Source organism: Cupriavidus sp. FW305-3-2-15-C-LB2 (assembly GCF_058787575.1).
Map to the genome: position 1 here is coordinate 1 of NZ_JBYSZW010000019.1, position 16,745 is coordinate 16,745.

At 68.6% G+C, this 16,745-nt stretch carries 17 protein-coding genes and 1 tRNA gene; 6 read left to right on the forward strand and 12 right to left on the reverse strand.

The genetic code is table 11. The features are described 5' to 3' along the window. Window positions 1-16: 16 nt before the first annotated feature. Complete coding sequence (locus tag AC3WRR_RS15685) at window positions 17-517, reverse strand: MarR family winged helix-turn-helix transcriptional regulator (protein ID WP_234788219.1); 501 nt, start codon at window positions 515-517, stop codon at window positions 17-19. Window positions 518-758: 241 nt separating this feature from the next. Between AC3WRR_RS15685 and AC3WRR_RS15690 the strand changes: the two genes are divergently transcribed. From AC3WRR_RS15690 to AC3WRR_RS15700, 3 genes are read left to right on the forward strand one after another with little or no spacing between them, the layout of a single operon-like run. Then, window positions 759-1,754 (forward strand): Bug family tripartite tricarboxylate transporter substrate binding protein, encoded by a 996-nt coding sequence (locus tag AC3WRR_RS15690; RefSeq protein WP_010814192.1) that lies wholly within the window; start codon window positions 759-761, stop codon window positions 1,752-1,754. Between the two features lie 11 nt (window positions 1,755-1,765). Beyond that, complete coding sequence (locus AC3WRR_RS15695; RefSeq protein ID WP_058697992.1) at window positions 1,766-2,779, forward strand: NADPH:quinone oxidoreductase family protein; 1,014 nt, start codon at window positions 1,766-1,768, stop codon at window positions 2,777-2,779. Window positions 2,780-2,793: 14 nt separating this feature from the next. Beyond that, on the forward strand, window positions 2,794-3,942 hold the full coding sequence (locus AC3WRR_RS15700) for a CaiB/BaiF CoA transferase family protein (RefSeq protein ID WP_439670624.1): 1,149 nt from the start codon (window positions 2,794-2,796) through the stop codon (window positions 3,940-3,942). Between the two features lie 64 nt (window positions 3,943-4,006). On the opposite strand, the gene AC3WRR_RS15705 is transcribed toward AC3WRR_RS15700, so the two are convergent. The 3 genes from AC3WRR_RS15705 to AC3WRR_RS15715 form a co-directional block, all read right to left on the reverse strand. Beyond that, window positions 4,007-4,083 (reverse strand) — tRNA-Val (locus AC3WRR_RS15705). A gap of 96 nt (window positions 4,084-4,179) precedes the next feature. Continuing rightward, window positions 4,180-5,730 (reverse strand): class I adenylate-forming enzyme family protein, encoded by a 1,551-nt coding sequence (locus tag AC3WRR_RS15710; RefSeq protein ID WP_011615482.1) that lies wholly within the window; start codon window positions 5,728-5,730, stop codon window positions 4,180-4,182. 66 nt (window positions 5,731-5,796) lie between these two features. After that, window positions 5,797-6,804, reverse strand: coding sequence for a tripartite tricarboxylate transporter substrate binding protein (locus tag AC3WRR_RS15715; protein ID WP_010814188.1), 1,008 nt, complete (start codon window positions 6,802-6,804; stop codon window positions 5,797-5,799). Window positions 6,805-7,129: 325 nt separating this feature from the next. On the opposite strand from AC3WRR_RS15715, the gene AC3WRR_RS15720 reads away from it, so the two are divergent. Both AC3WRR_RS15720 and AC3WRR_RS15725 read left to right on the forward strand, forming a co-directional pair. Continuing rightward, window positions 7,130-7,450: a helix-turn-helix domain-containing protein gene (locus AC3WRR_RS15720; RefSeq protein ID WP_037024885.1), complete on the forward strand. Its 321-nt coding sequence runs from the start codon at window positions 7,130-7,132 to the stop codon at window positions 7,448-7,450. Continuing rightward, window positions 7,443-8,765, forward strand: a complete 1,323-nt coding sequence (locus tag AC3WRR_RS15725; protein ID WP_454750319.1) for a HipA domain-containing protein — start codon at window positions 7,443-7,445, stop codon at window positions 8,763-8,765. The genes AC3WRR_RS15720 and AC3WRR_RS15725 overlap by 8 nt, the downstream gene beginning before the upstream one ends. A 6-nt stretch (window positions 8,766-8,771) precedes the next feature. On the opposite strand, the gene AC3WRR_RS15730 is transcribed toward AC3WRR_RS15725, so the two are convergent. The 8 genes from AC3WRR_RS15730 to dapC form a co-directional block, all read right to left on the reverse strand. Next, window positions 8,772-10,034: an MFS transporter gene (locus AC3WRR_RS15730; protein WP_454750318.1), complete on the reverse strand. Its 1,263-nt coding sequence runs from the start codon at window positions 10,032-10,034 to the stop codon at window positions 8,772-8,774. A 4-nt stretch (window positions 10,035-10,038) separates the two neighbouring features. Continuing rightward, a complete protein-coding gene (locus AC3WRR_RS15735; protein WP_010814184.1) occupies window positions 10,039-10,350 on the reverse strand; it encodes a hypothetical protein in 312 nt (103 codons plus the stop codon). A 62-nt stretch (window positions 10,351-10,412) separates the two neighbouring features. Beyond that, window positions 10,413-11,306 (reverse strand): 50S ribosomal protein L3 N(5)-glutamine methyltransferase, encoded by an 894-nt coding sequence (gene prmB, locus AC3WRR_RS15740; protein WP_035815487.1) that lies wholly within the window; start codon window positions 11,304-11,306, stop codon window positions 10,413-10,415. Window positions 11,307-11,332: 26 nt separating this feature from the next. Further along, window positions 11,333-12,484, reverse strand: a complete 1,152-nt coding sequence (gene dapE, locus AC3WRR_RS15745; RefSeq protein WP_492297406.1) for a succinyl-diaminopimelate desuccinylase — start codon at window positions 12,482-12,484, stop codon at window positions 11,333-11,335. 19 nt (window positions 12,485-12,503) lie between these two features. Further along, window positions 12,504-12,851 carry an ArsC family reductase gene (locus tag AC3WRR_RS15750; protein ID WP_010814181.1) on the reverse strand — a complete coding sequence of 116 codons (348 nt, stop codon included), beginning with the start codon at window positions 12,849-12,851 and terminating at the stop codon, window positions 12,504-12,506. Between the two features lie 22 nt (window positions 12,852-12,873). Continuing rightward, window positions 12,874-13,257 (reverse strand): hypothetical protein, encoded by a 384-nt coding sequence (locus AC3WRR_RS15755; RefSeq protein WP_011615476.1) that lies wholly within the window; start codon window positions 13,255-13,257, stop codon window positions 12,874-12,876. A 97-nt stretch (window positions 13,258-13,354) separates the two neighbouring features. Beyond that, window positions 13,355-14,182, reverse strand: a complete 828-nt coding sequence (gene dapD / locus AC3WRR_RS15760; protein ID WP_010814179.1) for a 2,3,4,5-tetrahydropyridine-2,6-dicarboxylate N-succinyltransferase — start codon at window positions 14,180-14,182, stop codon at window positions 13,355-13,357. A 187-nt stretch (window positions 14,183-14,369) separates the two neighbouring features. Beyond that, complete coding sequence (gene dapC, locus AC3WRR_RS15765; protein ID WP_010814178.1) at window positions 14,370-15,569, reverse strand: succinyldiaminopimelate transaminase; 1,200 nt, start codon at window positions 15,567-15,569, stop codon at window positions 14,370-14,372. Between the two features lie 194 nt (window positions 15,570-15,763). Here dapC and AC3WRR_RS15770 point away from each other — a divergent pair, with 194 nt between their 5' ends. Continuing rightward, window positions 15,764-16,732, forward strand: a complete 969-nt coding sequence (locus AC3WRR_RS15770) for a DMT family transporter (protein WP_010814177.1) — start codon at window positions 15,764-15,766, stop codon at window positions 16,730-16,732. The last annotated feature ends 13 nt before the right edge of the window (window positions 16,733-16,745 follow it).

Genomic DNA, 16,745 nt, shown 5'->3' on the forward strand with positions numbered 1-16,745 from the left:
GGACAAAGGGCGCCGGTCAGGGCGTGGTGGTGCCGCGCTCGCGCAGCTTCTGGAGATACCGCTCGAAGGACTCGCGCGAAGCGGCCTCGGCTTCGATCAGCTTGACCAGCGTGGCGCGCAGCGCGTCGATCTCGGCCGGCGTCAGGCAGTGCAGGAAGCCCGCTTCCAGCTCGATGCCGAGCGGCTCGGCGCGCCGCACCAGGTCGACGCCGGCCTCGCTCAGGAACAGGCACACCTGGCGCGCGTCTTCCGTGCTGATCTCGCGCTGCACCAGGTCGCGCTTGACCAGCGCGCCAACCAGCTTGGACGCCAGCGTCTTCTCGATCGCAGACTGCTGCACCAGCTGGCCCATGGTGATGCCGGGCGTCGATCCGATCATCCGCAGCAGGCGGATGTCCCGCAGCGAGACCCCGAATTTCTCTTCATACACGCGCGAGCCGCGTTCGCGCGTGCGCTCGGCGGCCATGTCGAGCAGGATGTTGATGTAGTCGGACTTGAGCCGGAGAGCGCGTGGCATGAATAGATGAAAAATTCGATAGTTGAAAATTTCAACGAATAATAGTGACCGGCGAGGGGGCTGGGCCATGAGGGATTTCCCGGGGTAGGGCAATGCGGCGCTGCGCAATGCCTGGCAGGACTTGGCCCGCGCCGCGCGGGAATCACGCCGGGCGGGGTGCTGGCCTAGACTGCGTTGGCATCCCTCGCGCACCGCACTCCCGCGGGCACCACAGAAGGGAGCCAGGACAGGAGACACACCGATGCAACACCGTTCCGCACGGCTGCGCGCAGCCGTGGCCGCCATGCTGCTGGCGGCCATCCCGGCGGCAGTCTGCGCCGCCGATCCCGCCTCCGCCGAGCCCTATCCGTCGCGCCCGCTCACCATCGTGGTGCCGTCGGTGGCGGGCAATGTGAACGACGCCGTGGCGCGGCTGATCGGGCAGGAGCTGACCAGGAGCTGGGGCCAGCCGGTCATCGTCGACAACAAGCCTGGCGCGGGCACCACCACGGGTACCAAGTACGTTGCCCGCGCAGCAAAGGACGGTTACACCGCGCTGTTGACCTTCACTGCGCACGTGCAGAACCCGTCGCTGTACCGGGGTATCGGCTATGACCCGATCGCGGACTTCACGCCGGTCAGCGAGGTGGCGATCTCGTCCACCATCCTGGCGGTGTCGCCGGACTTCCCGGCGCGCACGCTGCCGGAGGTGGTGGCGCTGCTCAAGGCCAATCCCGGCAAGTATCCGTACGGGTCGTATGGCGCGGGGACGACCGGCCATATCCTGGGAGAGTTGCTCAAGCGCGAGGCCGGGCTGCAGATGGAACACGTCGCCTACAAGGGCGGCGCGCCGCTGGCCACCGACCTGGCGGCCGGCCATGTGAAGCTGGGCTTTATTGCCGTGGGCACGGCCATGCCGCTGCTGCAGGGCGGCAAGCTGGCGCCGGTGGCGATCGCTGGCGCGGAGCGTTCGGCGCTGCTGCCCAAGGTGCCGACCTTCCGGGAGGCCGGCTACAAGGGCTTCGAGCCCGATGCGTGGATGGGCCTGCTGTTCCCCGCCGGCGTGCCGAAAGCACGGGTCGATGCCCTGTCGCGCGAGGTCGCGCGCATCGTGCGCCTGCCGGAAATCGCGAAGAAGATGCAGGACCTGAACCTGGTGCCGGTCGGCAGCACGCCGGAAGCCTTCGCCACGGTGATGAAGAACGACCGCGACAAATGGAGCCGCATCATCAGCGATGTCGGCATCACGCTCGAATGACAGGAGTCCCGATGCAAGAGACCGATTACCTGGGGCTGGTCTGCTCCCGCTGGTGCCACTGGAGCGAGCTGGAACTGCAACGCCTGCCGCGCCAGCCGCTGGCGCCGGGCCAGGTGCGCATCCGTGTGCGCCATGCCGGCGTGGGCTTTGCGCTGAGCCTGTTTGTGTCCGGCAAGTACCAGCGCAAGCCGCCGCTGCCGTTCATCCCCGGCACCGAGGCCGCGGGCGAAATCATCGAGGTGGCGCCTGATGTCACGCGGCTGCGCCCGGGCCAGCGCGTGGCCGCGGCGCTGGACTGGGGCGGCTTCGCCGAGGAAGCGGTGGCCATGGCCGACACGGTCTATCCGGTGCCTGACGGGCTGGAGCTGGCCCAGGCGGCGGCGCTGCCCATCACCTATGGCACGGTCTGGGCGGCGCTGGCCTGGCGCGCCGCGCTGCAGCCGGGCGAAACCATGCTGGTCCATGGCGCCAGCGGCGCGCTGGGCACGGCCGCGGTACAGGTGGGCCGGTTGATGGGCGCGCGCGTGATCGCCACCGCCAGCACCGAGGCCAAGCGCGAGGCGGCGCTGCGCAACGGCGCCGCGCATGCGCTGCCGTCCGACGCGGCCACGCTGGCGGCAGCGGTCAAGGCGCTGTGCCCCGCGGGCGGGGCCGACGTGGTGTTCGATCCGGTCGGCGGCGATCTCTTCGACGCCTCGCTGCGCTGCGCGGCGCCGGGCGCGCGGCTGCTGTCGATCGGCTATGCCAGCGGGCGCATCCCGGAGGTGCCGGCCAACCTGCTGCTGGTGAAGAACCTGACCCTGATCGGCTTCAACTACGGCTACTACATCGGCTGGGGCCTGACCGACGAGCGCCGGCGCTTTGCGCAGCCGGTGCAGGCGATGGTGGCCGAGATCATGCAGGCGGCAGCCAGCGGCAAGCTGGCGCCGCCCGTGCTGCAGCACTTCCCGCTGAACGACTGGCTCAACGCCGTCGACACCACGATGTCGCGCCGCGCCATCGGCAAGGTCATGCTGGATATCTGAACGGAGGGCACGACATGCACCATGCACAAGTGGCAACGGACGATGCCATGTTCGACGGCCTGACCGTGCTCGACCTGAGCCAGGGCATCGCCGGCCCGTACTGCGGCCTGATCCTGCGCCAGCAGGGCGCGCGCGTGATCAAGGTGGAGCCGCCGGGAGGCGACTGGTCGCGGCAGATGGGGCGCATCCGCGCCGGCCAGACCGCGATTGCGGTCGCCTGCAACGCGGGCAAGGAGAGCGTGCTGCTGGACGCGCGCAGCGACAGCGGCCGGGCCGCCATCGCCAGGCTGGCGCAGCAGGCCGACGTGGTGATCCAGAACTTCCGCCCCGGCGTTGCCGAGCGCATGGGCGTCGGCTACGAGGCACTGGCCGCGCGCAACCCGGCGCTGGTCTATGTCTCGATCTCTGGCTACGGCCATGCCGGCCCGATGGCGAACATGCCAGCGGTGGACACCACCATGCAGGCCTTCAGCGGCCTGATGCACCTGAACCGCGACAGCGCCGGCCAGCCGCGCCGCATCGCCTTCTACATGGTCGACCTGAGCACCGGGCTCTATGCGGCCCAGCATGCGTCGGCAGCGCTGTACAAGGCCGCGCGCAACGGCCGCGGCCGGCACGTGCGGCTGTCGCTGCTGGAGACCAGTGCCGCGCTGCAGTCCTACCTGATGGTGGATGACGCCATGTTCCCCGATGCGGAACTGGCCGTGGCCAATGCGCCCACCGGGCTGTTCGATGCGGCCGATGGCCGGCTGTACCTGAGCATGCTCAACGACGCCATGTTCGTGCGGCTGGCAACGCTGCTGGGTTTCGACGACTGGCTGGCCGATATCACGCTGCACACCAGCGCCGGCCGTCTGCCGCGCGCGGCGGAGCTGGGCCGGCGCGTGGCGCAGGCGATTGCAGCACAGCCGCTGTCGCATTGGGAGGCGCTGCTGACCGAGCACGATGTGCTGTTCGCGCGCGTGGGCCATGCACGGGACCTGCCGCAGAGCGCGCAATGCGCGCAGGCGGGCGTGTTCGGCCGGCTGCCGCTGGCTGGGATCGGCGAAGTGCCGTGGGCCAACCTGCCAGGCATGGCAGGATCGGAACGGCCGGCAGGGAATGCGCCGGCGCTGGGCCAGCATACCGAAGCGGTGCTGGCGGAGTTCGGCATCGGCACCTGAAAGCGGCGCCGGAAAAGAAAAACGGACGGTGCGCAATGCGTACCGTCCGTGTTCCGTTGTGCGTTGGTAGGCTCGATTGGACTCGAACCAACGACCCCCACCATGTCAAGGTGGTGCTCTAACCAGCTGAGCTACGAGCCTAGCGAAGGCGCGAATTATAGAGACGCCTTTTTGATTGCGCAAGCATCCTCGCCAACTTTTTGTGTGGGTGCTTGCGCTTGTGCCGTGCGCGGCGCGTCAGGCGCCGGTGATGCGGTCGCGCAGTTCGCGCTTGAGCACCTTGCCGATGGCGCTGCGCGGCAGGCTCTCCACCTCATGGATCGCGGCCAGCCGCTGGGTCTTGCCCAGGTGCTGGTTGGCCCAGGCCAGCACGTCCTGTGCCGTGGCGCCGCCGCCGGCGCGCAGCGCGACGAAGGCCACCGGGGTCTCGCCCCAGCGCTCCGACGGCACGCCCACCACCGACACATCGGCCACCGCCGGGTGTTCGCGCACCACCGCCTCGAGATCGCTCGGGTAGATGTTGAAGCCGCCCGAGATGATCATGTCCTTCTTGCGGTCCATCAGCACCAGGAAGCCGTCTTCGTCAAAGCGGCCGATGTCGCCGGTGCGGATAAAGCGCTGGCCCTGCGCGTCGTGCCACTCGGTCTCGGCGGTTTTTTCCGGCTGGTTGTGGTAGCCGTTCATCATCGCCGCCGAGCGGCCCACCACTTCCCCGGTGCTGCCGGGCGGCAGTTCGCGGCCCTCGTCGTCGATGATGCGCACGTCGGCACCGGTGGCGGGGCGCCCCACGGTATGCAGCTTGTCGGGGAACTGGTCGGCGAACAGCAGGCAGCCGCCGCCGCCTTCGGTCATGCCGTACAGCTCGGTCAGCGCGCCCGGCCAGCGCCGCAGCACTTCGGCCTTCAGGGCGGGGCTGAACGGCGCGCTGGTGCAGAACTTCTGCTGGAAGGACGACAGGTCATGGCGGTCGAACTCCGGATGCGCCAGCAGCCGCTGGTACTGCACCGGCACCAGCATGGTGTGCGTGGCGCGATGCTGCTGCGCCAGCGCCAGGTACTGGCCCGCATCGAACTTGGCCATCAGGATCGCCGTGCCGCCCAGACCGATGGTCGGGAAGAAGCTGGCCAGCGTGGTGTTGGAATACAGCGGCGTCGACAGCAGCGTGATCGCATGCGTGCCGTAGCCGGTGGCGGCGCCGCGCGACACATGGGCCCAGCGCATGCCGTGCGACTGCACGATGCCCTTGGGGGTGCCGGTGGTGCCCGAGGAATAGATGATGTTGAGCGGCATCTCCGGGCGGATCCCGGGCTCGGTCACCGGTGTGCCGGCGGGTGCCAGCCAGGCCTGGTATGGCTGGCCTGCGTCGCTGCCGTCCAGCGTGACGATGGGCGTGGCGGCCAGCTGGTCGCGCACGGGCTGCAGCACGTCGGCCACGGTGGCATCCGTGAACAGGATGCGCGCGGCCGCGTCGGCAACCATGCCGGCCAGGCTGTCCGGCGTGGATGACGGTGCCAGCGGCGCCACGACCACGCCTGCGCGCACCGCACCCAGGTACACCGCGGCGTATTCGATCGAGGACGACGCGCAGATGGCGATGGCCTCGCCGGGGCGCACGCCGTCGCGGGCCAGCGCCGCGGCAATGCGGTCCATGGCGGCATCGAGGCCGGCATAGTCGAGCACGCGCTCGCCATGCATCAGGGCGCGCTGCGTGGGGCGCTGCGTGGCGTGCTCGCGCACGAGCACGGACATGGTGGTAAAGGGGCGTTGGAGCGGGGTCGGTTGGGTCATGTTCGGCAAGGGAATGCGGACGCCGGCCTGGCGGCGCCCGATGAGCAATGATGGATCGAAGCAGTCTTACTGGATCTGTGCGCCGGAGTCCTTCACCACCTTGCTCCAGCGGTTGATCTCGGCGTCGATATGGGTGCGCAGCGCGGCGGGCGTCGAGCCCACCGGCTCATAGCCGTTGGCGGCCAGCGTCGCCTTCAGTTCGGGCTGGCGCAGCACCGTGGCAATCTCGGTGCTGAGCCGGTCGATCACGGGCTGCGGCGTGCCGGCCGGTGCCAGCATCGCGTACCAGCCGGTGATGCTGATGCCCGGCACGCCGGCCTCGGCCAGCGTCGGCACCTCGGGCGCGACCGCGGCGCGCTGGCTGCCGGTGACGGCCAGTGCGCGCAGCTTGCCGCTCTTCACATGCGGCAGGGTGGTGGAGATGCTGTCGAAGGTCAGCTGGACCTCGCCCGACAGCATTGCCGTCACCACTTGTGCGCTGCCTTTGTACGGAACGTGGGTCATCTTGATACCCGCGACGGAATCGAACAATTCGCCCGCCAGGTGGCCGGTATTGCCGTTGCCGGCCGAGGCGAAGGTCAGCTTGCCGGGCGCGGCCTTGGCCTCGGCAATCAGCTCCTTCACGTTGGTGGCCTGCAGCGAGGGGCTCCCGGCCAGGATCATCGGCAGGCTGGCCACCAGCGAGACGGGCGCGAAGTCCTTGCGCGTGTCATAGGGCAGCTTCGGGTACAGGCTGGCATTGATGGCATGGGCGGCCAGCACCATGATCAGGGTGTAGCCGTCGGGCTTGGCCCGCGCCAGCGCCTGGCTGGCGATGGTGCCGCCGGCGCCGGGCCGGTAGTCCAGCACCACGGGCTGGCCCAGGCGCTCCTGCAGCCTGGCTGCGACCGGGCGGGCCAGCAGGTCGGCGCTGCCGCCCGGCGGGTAGGGGATCAGCAGCTGGACCGGGCGCGATGGCCAGGTCTCAGCGCTGGCGCCGGACGGCAAGGCGGTTGCGGCCGCGGTGGCCAGCATGCCGGCCAGCCATGCGCGGCGGCCCCAGGCGCGGCGCCGGGATGCGATCAGGGATGCCATCAGCTTGTCTCCTCGTTATGCCGGCCGCGGGCGCAGCCGTTGTCCCTTGTCGCCAGGTCGGGCCGGGATGTTGGTGTCACAAACGGTAAAGGTGTAAGCGCGCCAGCGGAATTCTTAAATCGATAAGTCTGGCTTTTTGCAAGCGAAGCGATAGGCGGCACCGGTGCGAATGGCTGTGTCCGGCGGTCGGCTACAGCAATAATCTTTGCAAATGAGGAGATTTTGCCAGCCGGCTGTGTTCAGAGGCTTGAATCTTCGCAATCAGGGAGATTTCTTGATTTCCCCGCCTGGAAACACTAAAGTCTTTGCAATCAAGGAGATTTTTGTGCCAGTGACCCTCACCGAACCCGGCGATATCGGCGCCTTCGTGCGCGCTGCCCGCAAGGCGCAAGGCCTGCGTCAGGACGATGCCGCAGGCGCCATCGGCGTCAGCGAGAACTTCATGGTGCGCGTAGAGAACGGGGCCGAAGGCATCCAGTGGGGCAAGCTGTTCCAGGTGCTGGAAGGGCTTGGCCTGCGCGTGGTGGTGGATATGCCGGAGGCAGCGGCCCCGCTGGTAGCGCCTGAACTCGCCAAGCTCAGGCAACGCCAGGCGCGCAGCCGCAACCGGCGCGCAGCGGTCAAGGGAGGCGACCAGCATGGCTGAGCGCGTACTGGTCGCCAGCATCAACGGAGCGCCGGTCGGCGAGCTGCATGAAGCCAGCGATGCCTGGTCATTCCGCTATGACGCGGAGTGGCTGGGCAACCCGCACGCCTTCGCCCTGAGCCCGGCGCTGCCGCTGCAGCGGGAGGCGCTCGCCGATGGCAGCACGCTGCGGCCGGTGCAGTGGTACTTCGACAACCTGCTGCCCGAGGACGGCCAGCGTGCGCTGCTGGCACGCGATGCCAGCATCCGCAACGAGGCCGATGCCTTTGCCCTGCTGGCCCACTACGGGGCGGAATCGGCGGGCTCGCTGACGCTGCTGCCGCCCGGCCGCGGGCCCGCCACCGCGCCGGCCCTGCGCGCCTTGAGCGACGCCGCGCTCGACGCCCGCATCCACAGCCTGCCCAGCGTGCCGCTTACGCATGGCGCGGTCAAGCGCATGTCGCTGGCCGGTGCCCAGCACAAGCTGGCGGTGGTGCTGCAGGACGGCGCGCTGTTCGAGCCCGGCGCGGATACGCCGTCCACGCATATCCTGAAGCCGGCCCACCAGATGCAGGAGATCTATCCGCATTCGGTCATCAACGAGTGGTTCGTGATGTCGCTGGCCGCGCGGCTGAAGCTGGAGGTGCCGCCCGTGCACCGGCGCTATGTGCCGTCGCCGGTCTACCTGATCGACCGTTTCGATCGCCATCTCACGCAGCAAGGGCAGTGGCAGCGGCTGCATGCGATCGATGCCTGCCAGCTGCTGAACCTGCCGCGCACCTTCAAATACGACCAGGGCAGCGTCGAGCGGCTGGCGCAACTGGCAACGCTGTGCCGCGCCCCGGCGGTGGCGCGGGCACGGTTGTTCGACTGGCTGGTGTTCAACATCCTGGTGGGCAATTCGGACGCGCACCTGAAGAACCTGAGCTTCCTGGTGTCCGATGCCGGCATTGCGCTGGCGCCGTTCTACGATTTGCTCAGCGAGGCGGCTTACGCCACCCGCACCTATGACAAGACCGGCTGGCCGCAGGCGCACCGCTTTGCCTGGCCGGTGCTGGGGGTGGAGTTCTACAGCGATTTCTCGCGCGCGCTGGTGCTGGAGGCAGGGCGCGCGCTGGGCCTGACCGGCGTGACCGCCGAGCGGCGGCTGGACGCCATGCTGCGCGGCATCGGGCCGGCCGCGCAGGCGCTCTATGAGCAGGCCGAGCAACAGAACGCGGCCATGGCGCGGGAGCGCCCGGTGCTCACCGGCGGGTTTGCCGGCGAACTGGCCTGCCTGCGCGTGATCCGCTTCACCATCATCGCCGACATGGCCAGGGCGCTTGCCGCAGCCTGAGTCTGGCTAATGACTGGTGGGATGCGGCTGGCTGAAGAAGTAGGGCACCAGCGCGGCGGCAATCAGCAGGCCCGCGGACAGGAAGATCGCCGCATAGGTGGAAGGCAGCGGCCAGCCGCGCACATGGCCGGCATTGGCGATCAGCCCGTAGCCCCATGACGTCAGCGCCGATCCCAGGAACACAAAGGTGTTGAGCAGCCCCAGCCCGCGCCCGCGCCGCGACGGCGTGATCAGCCCGCGGCCCTGCGCCATCACCAGCGGGTGCAGCATGCCGATGGTCGACAGCAGCGCCATCATCGCCACGCCGTAGCCGATGCCGCTGTCCGGCCATAGCGCCAGCAGGAACGAGCCCGACATGGCAAAGCACGACCAGCCGGCGATGGCGGTCTTGAGCGTGTTGCGGCGGACCAGCACCGGCAGCAGGAAGGCGGTCAGGAAGCCGGCCAGGCTCAGCAGCGCCAGCGCCACTCCGCGCGGCGCCGAGCCCAGCCCGAACACGTCGGCCAGGTAGGGGCCGCTCCAGGCATTGCGGAAGGCGGTGCCGGCGGACATCGCCACGCACAGCGGAATCAGCGTCCACAGCGGCACCAGCTTCAGCAGCTGCAGGCTTTCCGACAGCATCGCCGGCCACGACGCGCTGCGGGCCTCGGCATGGCCCTGGTCGCGCACGAAGCGCCACACACCATAGCAGGCCGCGACCATGCCCAGCGCCGATACCGCCATCGACGGGCGCCATCCGATCAGCGAGATGGCCCAGCCCAGCGGCGCCGTGGCACACAGCGCGCCGATCATGCCCATGGCATTGGAGCGGCTGACCACGCGGGTGTAGTCGCGCTCGGACAGCTGCTCGGAGGCGAAATGCAGCAGGCCCATGAAGACCGGCGCGCATGCCAGCCCCAGCCCTACCTGCGCCAGCGTGGCCGCCGCGCCGTTTGGCGCCAGCACGAACAGGATCGACGACACCGCGCCCACCGCCAGCAGCAGCGCGGTCGGCCGGCCCACGCCGTAGCGGTCGAAGGCAATGCCCACCGGGATCTGCGTCACGGCAAAGGCCAGGAAGAACGACGAAGACAGTGCGCCAAAGCCCGCCGGCGACAGCCCGAAATCATGCTGCAGTTCGGGCGCCATCACCGCCAGGCAGGAGCGGAAGAACTGGCTGAGCGCAAAGGCGAACGTCAGCAGGGCGATACCGCGCGCGGCGTGCGCTGCCGGGGCATGGGCGGGCAGGGCGTCGGGCGATGCGGGGAGGCGGGTGTTGCTGGGGGTCACGGCTTCAACAGCGGCCTGCTCGGGCCGCGTAGTCTCGGTACTGCGCGATCTCGGCCGCTACCAGCGGGCGCAGGGTTTGCCACTGCACCGGCTGCGGAGCGAACACGCTGTTGTTGTTATCGGAGGAAATGCACAGGCGCACCTGCGCGACGTGGCCGGCGGCATCGGTGCGTACGTGCAGGATGCGGGTCGACCGCGGTGGCTGCCAGGTGATGGGCGGCAGGAAGTAGGTCCTGCCGCTGCCCCGCTCGGACGGGTCGGTGACAAGACCGAACGTGGTGCCTAGCAGTGAGTGTAGAGCGTGCGCGGTCAGCATGGTCGGCGCGTGGCCGGTGTTCGCCCAGATTGCATGGCAGGCGAGCCGGCCTGCCTGTCCACTCAGCCCGGCAGGGCGTCGTAGGTCAGCAGGAATACCTGCTCATCCCCCGCACTGACCGGCAGCCAGACGATTTCCAGTTCAGGGAACGCGGCTTCCACGTTGGCGTGCTCGTTGCCGATCTCTACCACCAGCACGCCGCCCGGATTCAGGTGCGCCTTGGCGCCGGCGATGATCCGGCGCACCACGTCCATGCCGTCGTCGCCGCCGGCCAGGGCGATGCGCGGCTCGGCCAGGTATTCCGGCGGCAGCGCCTGCATCGAGCCTTCGTTGACGTAGGGCGGGTTGGTCAGGATCACGTCGTAGGTGGCGCCGTGCGGCAGCGGCGCGTACAGGTCGCCTTCATACAGCCGGATGCGGTCGTCCATCTTGTAGTCGGCCACGTTGCGGCGCGCCACGGCGAGCGCGTCGGGCGAGATGTCGACGGCGTCGATCTTCGCGTTCGGCCACACGTGCGCGGCCACGATCGGCAGGCAGCCGGAACCGGTGCACAGCTCCAGCACCGGGCCGATGCTGTCGGTCTCGCCGACCCAGGGCTCCAGCCCGTCCTGCAGCAGTTCGCCGATAAAGCTGCGCGGCACGATCACGCGTGAATCGACGTAGAAGCGCAGGCCGTGCATAAAGGCCTCGTGCGTGATGTAGGCGGCCGGCACGCGCTCATTGACGCGGCGGTCGATGACCTTGAGCACGGCATCGACTTCCTCGGGCAGCAGGCGCGCGTCCAGGAAGGGATCGAGCGTGTCGAGCGGCAGGTTCAGCGTATGCAGCACCAGGTAGGCGGCTTCGTCATAGGCATTGGCGCTGCCGTGGCCAAAGGACAGGCGCGCGGCGGTAAAGCGCGAGACTGCGAGACGCAGCAGGTCGCGCACGGTGCGCAGGGGAGAGGGCGTTGCCATGTATGGGTGTCTTTCGGCGAAAAAAATCAGGCGACGAGACGTTCCAGCACGCCGCGGTAGACGTTCTTCAGCGGCTCGATGAAGCGCACTTCAACGTGCTCGTCGATCTTGTGGATGCTGGCGTTGGGCGGGCCGAACTCGATCACCTGCGGGCAGATTTTGGCGATGAAACGCCCGTCAGAAGTGCCGCCGGTGGTCGACAGCTCGGTCTTGACGCCGGTCTCGGCCTCGATCGCCGACGACAGCGCGTCGGACAGCTCGCCGCGCGGGGTCAGGAAGGGCTCGCCGCCCAGGGTCCAGTCCAGCTGGTATTCGAGCTGGTGGCGGTCCAGGATCGCATGCACGCGCGCCTTCAGGCCTTCGGGCGTGCTGGCGGTCGAGAAGCGGAAGTTGAAGTCGATGGTGACGTGGCCCGGGATCACGTTGGTGGCGCCGGTGCCGCCGTGGATGTTCGACATCTGCCAGCTGGTCGGCGGGAAGTACTCGTTGCCCTGGTCCCAGACCTCGGCGGCCAGCTCGGCCAGCGCCGGCGCGGCTTCATGGATCGGGTTGCGGCCCAGGTGCGGGTAGGCGATATGGCACTGAATGCCCTTGACCGTGAGCTTGCCCGACAGCGAGCCGCGGCGGCCGTTCTTGACCATGTCGCCGAGCGTGTCGACCGAGGTCGGCTCGCCGATCACGCAGTAGTCCAGGCGCTCGCCGCGTGCGGACAGGGCCTCGACCACCTTGATGGTGCCGTCGTGCGCCGGGCCTTCCTCGTCGCTGGTGATCAGGAAGGCGATCGAGCCGGCATGCGCAGGATGCGCCTTGACGAACTCTTCCACCGCCACCACGAAGCCGGCGATGGAGGTCTTCATGTCGGCGGCGCCGCGGCCGTACAGCTTGCCGTCGCGGTGCGTCGGCGCGAACGGGTCCGAATGCCACTGCTCCAGCGGGCCGGTCGGCACCACGTCGGTATGGCCGGCAAAGACCAGCAGCTTGCCGTCCTTGCCCTGCGTGCCGCGCCTGACCGCCCACAGGTTGGTCACGCGGAAATCGTCGGGGCCGCTGACGAGCGCTTCGCAGTCGAAGCCGAGCGCCTTCAGGCGGGTTTCCAGGATGGCCTGGCAGCCTTCGTCGGCGGGCGTGACGGAGCGGCGGCGGATCAGGTCTTCGGTGAGGGCGAGGGTGGCGGTCATCGGACTACGGAAATGGAAATCAGAACTGGCCGGCGTACTGGTCGGCGGAGAAGCCGACCATCACCTTGCCATCGTGGGCCAGCACCGGGCGCTTGATCAGCGACGGGCTTTGCTGCATCAAGGCGATCGCGCCGGCTTCCTGCTCGGCGCGGGCCTTGTCGGCGTCCGACAGCGTGCGCCAGGTGGTGCCCTTGCGGTTGAGCAGCGTGGCCAGCGGCACATGCTTCAGCCAGCCGCGCAGCATGGCTTCATCCACGCCCTGCTTCTTGAAGTCGTGGAAGGTGTAGGCCACGCCGTTGGCATCCAGCCAGGTGCGGGCTTTCTTGACGGTATCGCAGTTGGGTATGCCGTAGAGCAGGACGGTCATGGCTAGTCTTGATGGATTGGATTCAGCGGAACAGCAGGTTCAGCGCGATCACCAGGCCGCCCAGGCCCAGCGCCACGCCGCCCATGGCCACCGCGGTCATCAGGCGCAGGCGGCGGTCCAGCCGGGCGGCTTCCTTGCGCAGCGCGTCGATGGTGATGGCATGTTGCTCGGCCAGCAGCTTGACGGCCTCGGCCTGCTGCACGGCAGCGGCTTCCAGCTCGGCGATGCGGGCGGCGGGATCGCGCGTGTCGGCCACCGCGCCTTCCGGCGTGCCGTCCTTGCGCTTGTTCTTCTTCAGTTTCTCGATGGTCTTGTTGGCCTGCTCGAGAATGGTGGGCAGCAGGGAGAGCACGGTACTGACGGTGGTGGGATCCAGGGCCATGAGTCGCTTGCGGAGGGAAGGCATGTTCAGCCTGGCCAGGCGGGGTGACAACGGAAATACTGCCCCGGGGCCGGGCCCCGGGACGGGGCGGCGCAGCCGTTGCGGGCTGCGCCAGGCGTGCTCAGTCGCCGCGCAGCAGGTCGTTCAGGCTGGTCTTGGCGCGGGTCTGCGCGTCGACCTTCTTCACGATCACGGCGCAGTACAGGCTGTACTTGCCATCCTTGGACGGCAGGTTGCCCGCCACCACCACCGAGCCGGCCGGCACGCGGCCATAGTGGATCTCGCCGGTTTCGCGATCGTAGATCTTGGTCGACTGGCCCAGGTACACGCCCATCGAGATCACCGAGTTCTCTTCCACGATCACGCCTTCAACCACTTCCGAGCGCGCGCCGATAAAGCAGTTGTCTTCGATGATCACCGGGTTGGCCTGCAGCGGCTCCAGCACGCCGCCGATGCCCACGCCGCCCGACAGGTGGACGTTCTTGCCGATCTGTGCGCACGAACCGACCGTGGCCCAGGTGTCGACCATGGTGCCTTCGTCGACGTAGGCGCCGATATTGACGTACGACGGCATCAGCACCGCGTTCTTGGCGATGAACGAGCCACGGCGGGCCACGGCCGGCGGCACCACGCGGAAGCCAGCCTTGGCGAAGTCGTCGGCGCTCCAGTTGGCGAACTTGGTCGGCACCTTGTCGTAGAACTGGGCAAAGCCGCCGGCGCTCATCGGCGCGTTGTCTTCCAGGCGGAACGACAGCAGCACGGCCTTCTTGATCCACTGGTTGACGATCCAGTCCTTGCCTTGCTTCTCGGCCACGCGCAGCGCGCCGGAATCCAGCTGGCTGATGACGTTGGCGACGGCTTCGCGGATGTCGTTGGGGGCGGACTTGGGCGACAGGCTGGTGCGGTCTTCCCAGGCCTGGTCGATCAGGGCTTGCAGAGCTTGCGTCATGTTCGTTTTCTCAGGTGTTGAATGTTGATGTTCGGCCAATTGTGTTCTCCCTCTCCCCTCAGCGGGAGAGGGTCGGGGAGAGGGGTGGTCTAGCAAGGCACCACGCTGGTAGAACCGCCTGCCCTCTCCCCCGGCCCCTCTCCCGCAAGCGGGAGAGGGGAGCAAACCAGTGGTCAAGGCCAAAGCCTCAGGCCAGCGATTTGCAGAATTCCACGATCCGGCGCGCACCTTCCAGGCATTCCTCCGGCGTCGCCACCAGCGCCATGCGCACGCGGTTTGCCCCCGGGTTAATGCCGTCGGCTTCGCGCGCCAGGTAGCTGCCGGGCAGCACGGTCACGTTCTGCTCGGCCAGCAGGCGCGCGGCGAATTCGGTATCGGTGAGGCCGGTGCGCGAGACATCGGCCCACAGGTAGAAGCCTGCATCGGGCAGCGCCACGTCCAGCACCTCAGCCAGCATCGGCGTGACTTCGCTGAACTTGCGCACGTAGGCGGCGCGGTTCTCGCGCACATGCGATTCATCGTTCCAGGCGGCGATGCTGGCGCTCTGCACCGCCGGGTTCATGGCGCCGCCGTGGTAGGTACGGTATAGCAGGAATTTCTTCAGCAGCGCGGCGTCGCCGGCGACGAAGCCCGAGCGCAGGCCCGGCACGTTGGAGCGCTTGGACAGGCTCGAGAACATCACCAGCCGGTCAAGGCCGCGGCCCAGCTTGTGCGCGGCTTCCAGCGCACCCAGCGGGGCGCGGCCCTCGTCGAAATAGATCTCCGAGTAGCACTCGTCCGAGGCGATCACAAAGCCGTAGCGGTCCGACAGCGCAAACAGCTGCTTCCAGTCTTCCAGCGACAGCACCGCGCCGGTCGGGTTGCCGGGCGTGCACACAAATAGCAGTTGCACCTTCTGCCAGACCTCGTCGGCGATGCGGTCGAAGGCCGGGGCGAAGTTGCGCGCCGGGTCGCTGTTGGCGAACACCGGGGTGGCGCCGGCCAGCAGCGCCGCGCCTTCGTAGATCTGGTAGAACGGGTTGGGGCACAGCACCAGCGCGCCCGCGCGGGTGCCGTCGACCACGGTCTGGGCAAAGGCGAACAGCGCCTCGCGCGAGCCGGTCACCGGCAGCACTTCGGTGGTGGCGTTGACCTTGGGCAGGCCGTAGCGGCGTTCCAGCCAGCTGGCGATGCACTGCCGTAGTGCATCGGAACCTGCCGTTGTGGGATAATTCGCCAGCCCCGCGAGCGACTCTGCCAGCGCTTGCTTGATGAATTCAGGCGTCGGATGCTTGGGCTCACCGATGCCAAAGCTGATGGCCGGCTTGTCGGCAGGTTTCACCTGCGCAAAGAGCACCCGCAGTTTCTCGAACGGGTAGGGCTGGAGCAGGTCGAGGCGCGGATTCACAGTGTCAGTCGGGGCCGGTTAAAACGACGCATTATAGAGGAACGGCGCGGGTTTCCGTGCGCCGGCCCGGCCCGCGCGGCCGGCCACGAGCACGGATGGCGGGCATCACGCCCTGGTGATGCCGCCGGCGCCGTCCGGACCCTGCCTGCCTGTCACCGGTCGGCGGCCCGGCTCGCCTCGCACTGATTCCCTTTATGAGCACAAATACTGTTGCGGCGCAGCATGCGCCGGCCGACCGCCATGCGGTCAAGGCATCGCTTTCCATCCTGATCGGCGCCTCGGTCTGGGGCATCGCCTGGTTCCCGTACCGCGTGCTGGCGGGCTGGGGTCTGGGCGGCATGCACGCCGCGGCGCTGGTGAGCTCGGTCGCGGCGGTGCTGTCGCTGCTGGTCTTCCGCCGGCACCTGGCCGGCCTGCGCCCGCACTTGCTGTTCGTCGCGATCGGGCTGGCGGCGGGCGTGACCAACGCCGGCTTCGTCTGGGGCAGCGTCAACGGCCACGTGATGCGCGTGCTGCTGCTGTTCTACCTGACCCCGGTCTGGACCGCGCTGTTTGCCCGGCTGTTCCTGGGCGAGCGGCTGTCGGCGGCGGGGCTGTCGCTGGTGGCGCTGGCCCTGTTCGGCGCCGGGCTGATGCTGTGGACGCCCGAGGTCGGCGTGCCGCTGCCGGGCTCCGCCGCCGAATGGTCGGGCCTGATCGGCGGCATGGGCTTTGCCGTCAACAATGTGCTGTCGCGCCGCGCCGGCCAGCGCTTCCCGGACATGGACGCACGCGTGCGCACGGTGGTGGTCTACCTGGGCTGCACGGTGGTGGGCGTGCCGGCTGCGCTGCTGCTCGATGGCCCGTCGGTGGCCATCGTCGCGGGCGCGCAGGTCAGCGTGGGCATGCTGGTGCTGGGCCTGGCGGCGGTGCTGGTGGTCAGCAACTCGGTGGTGCAATACGGGCTGCAGCGGCTGCCGGCCAACCGCGTGTCGCTGCTGATGCTGTTCGAAATCGTGATCGCAGCGCTGTCCTCGTGGTGGTTGGCGACCGAGGTGCTGAGCTGGAAGGAAGCGGCCGGCGGCCTGTGCATCATCGCCGCCGGCGCTTTGTCGGGACTGGTGCACCGGAGCCGCGCGCCGGCGCCGGCCGCAGCGGGCGCCGAGGCAGCGGCATGTCACTGACTGAGCCGGCGGG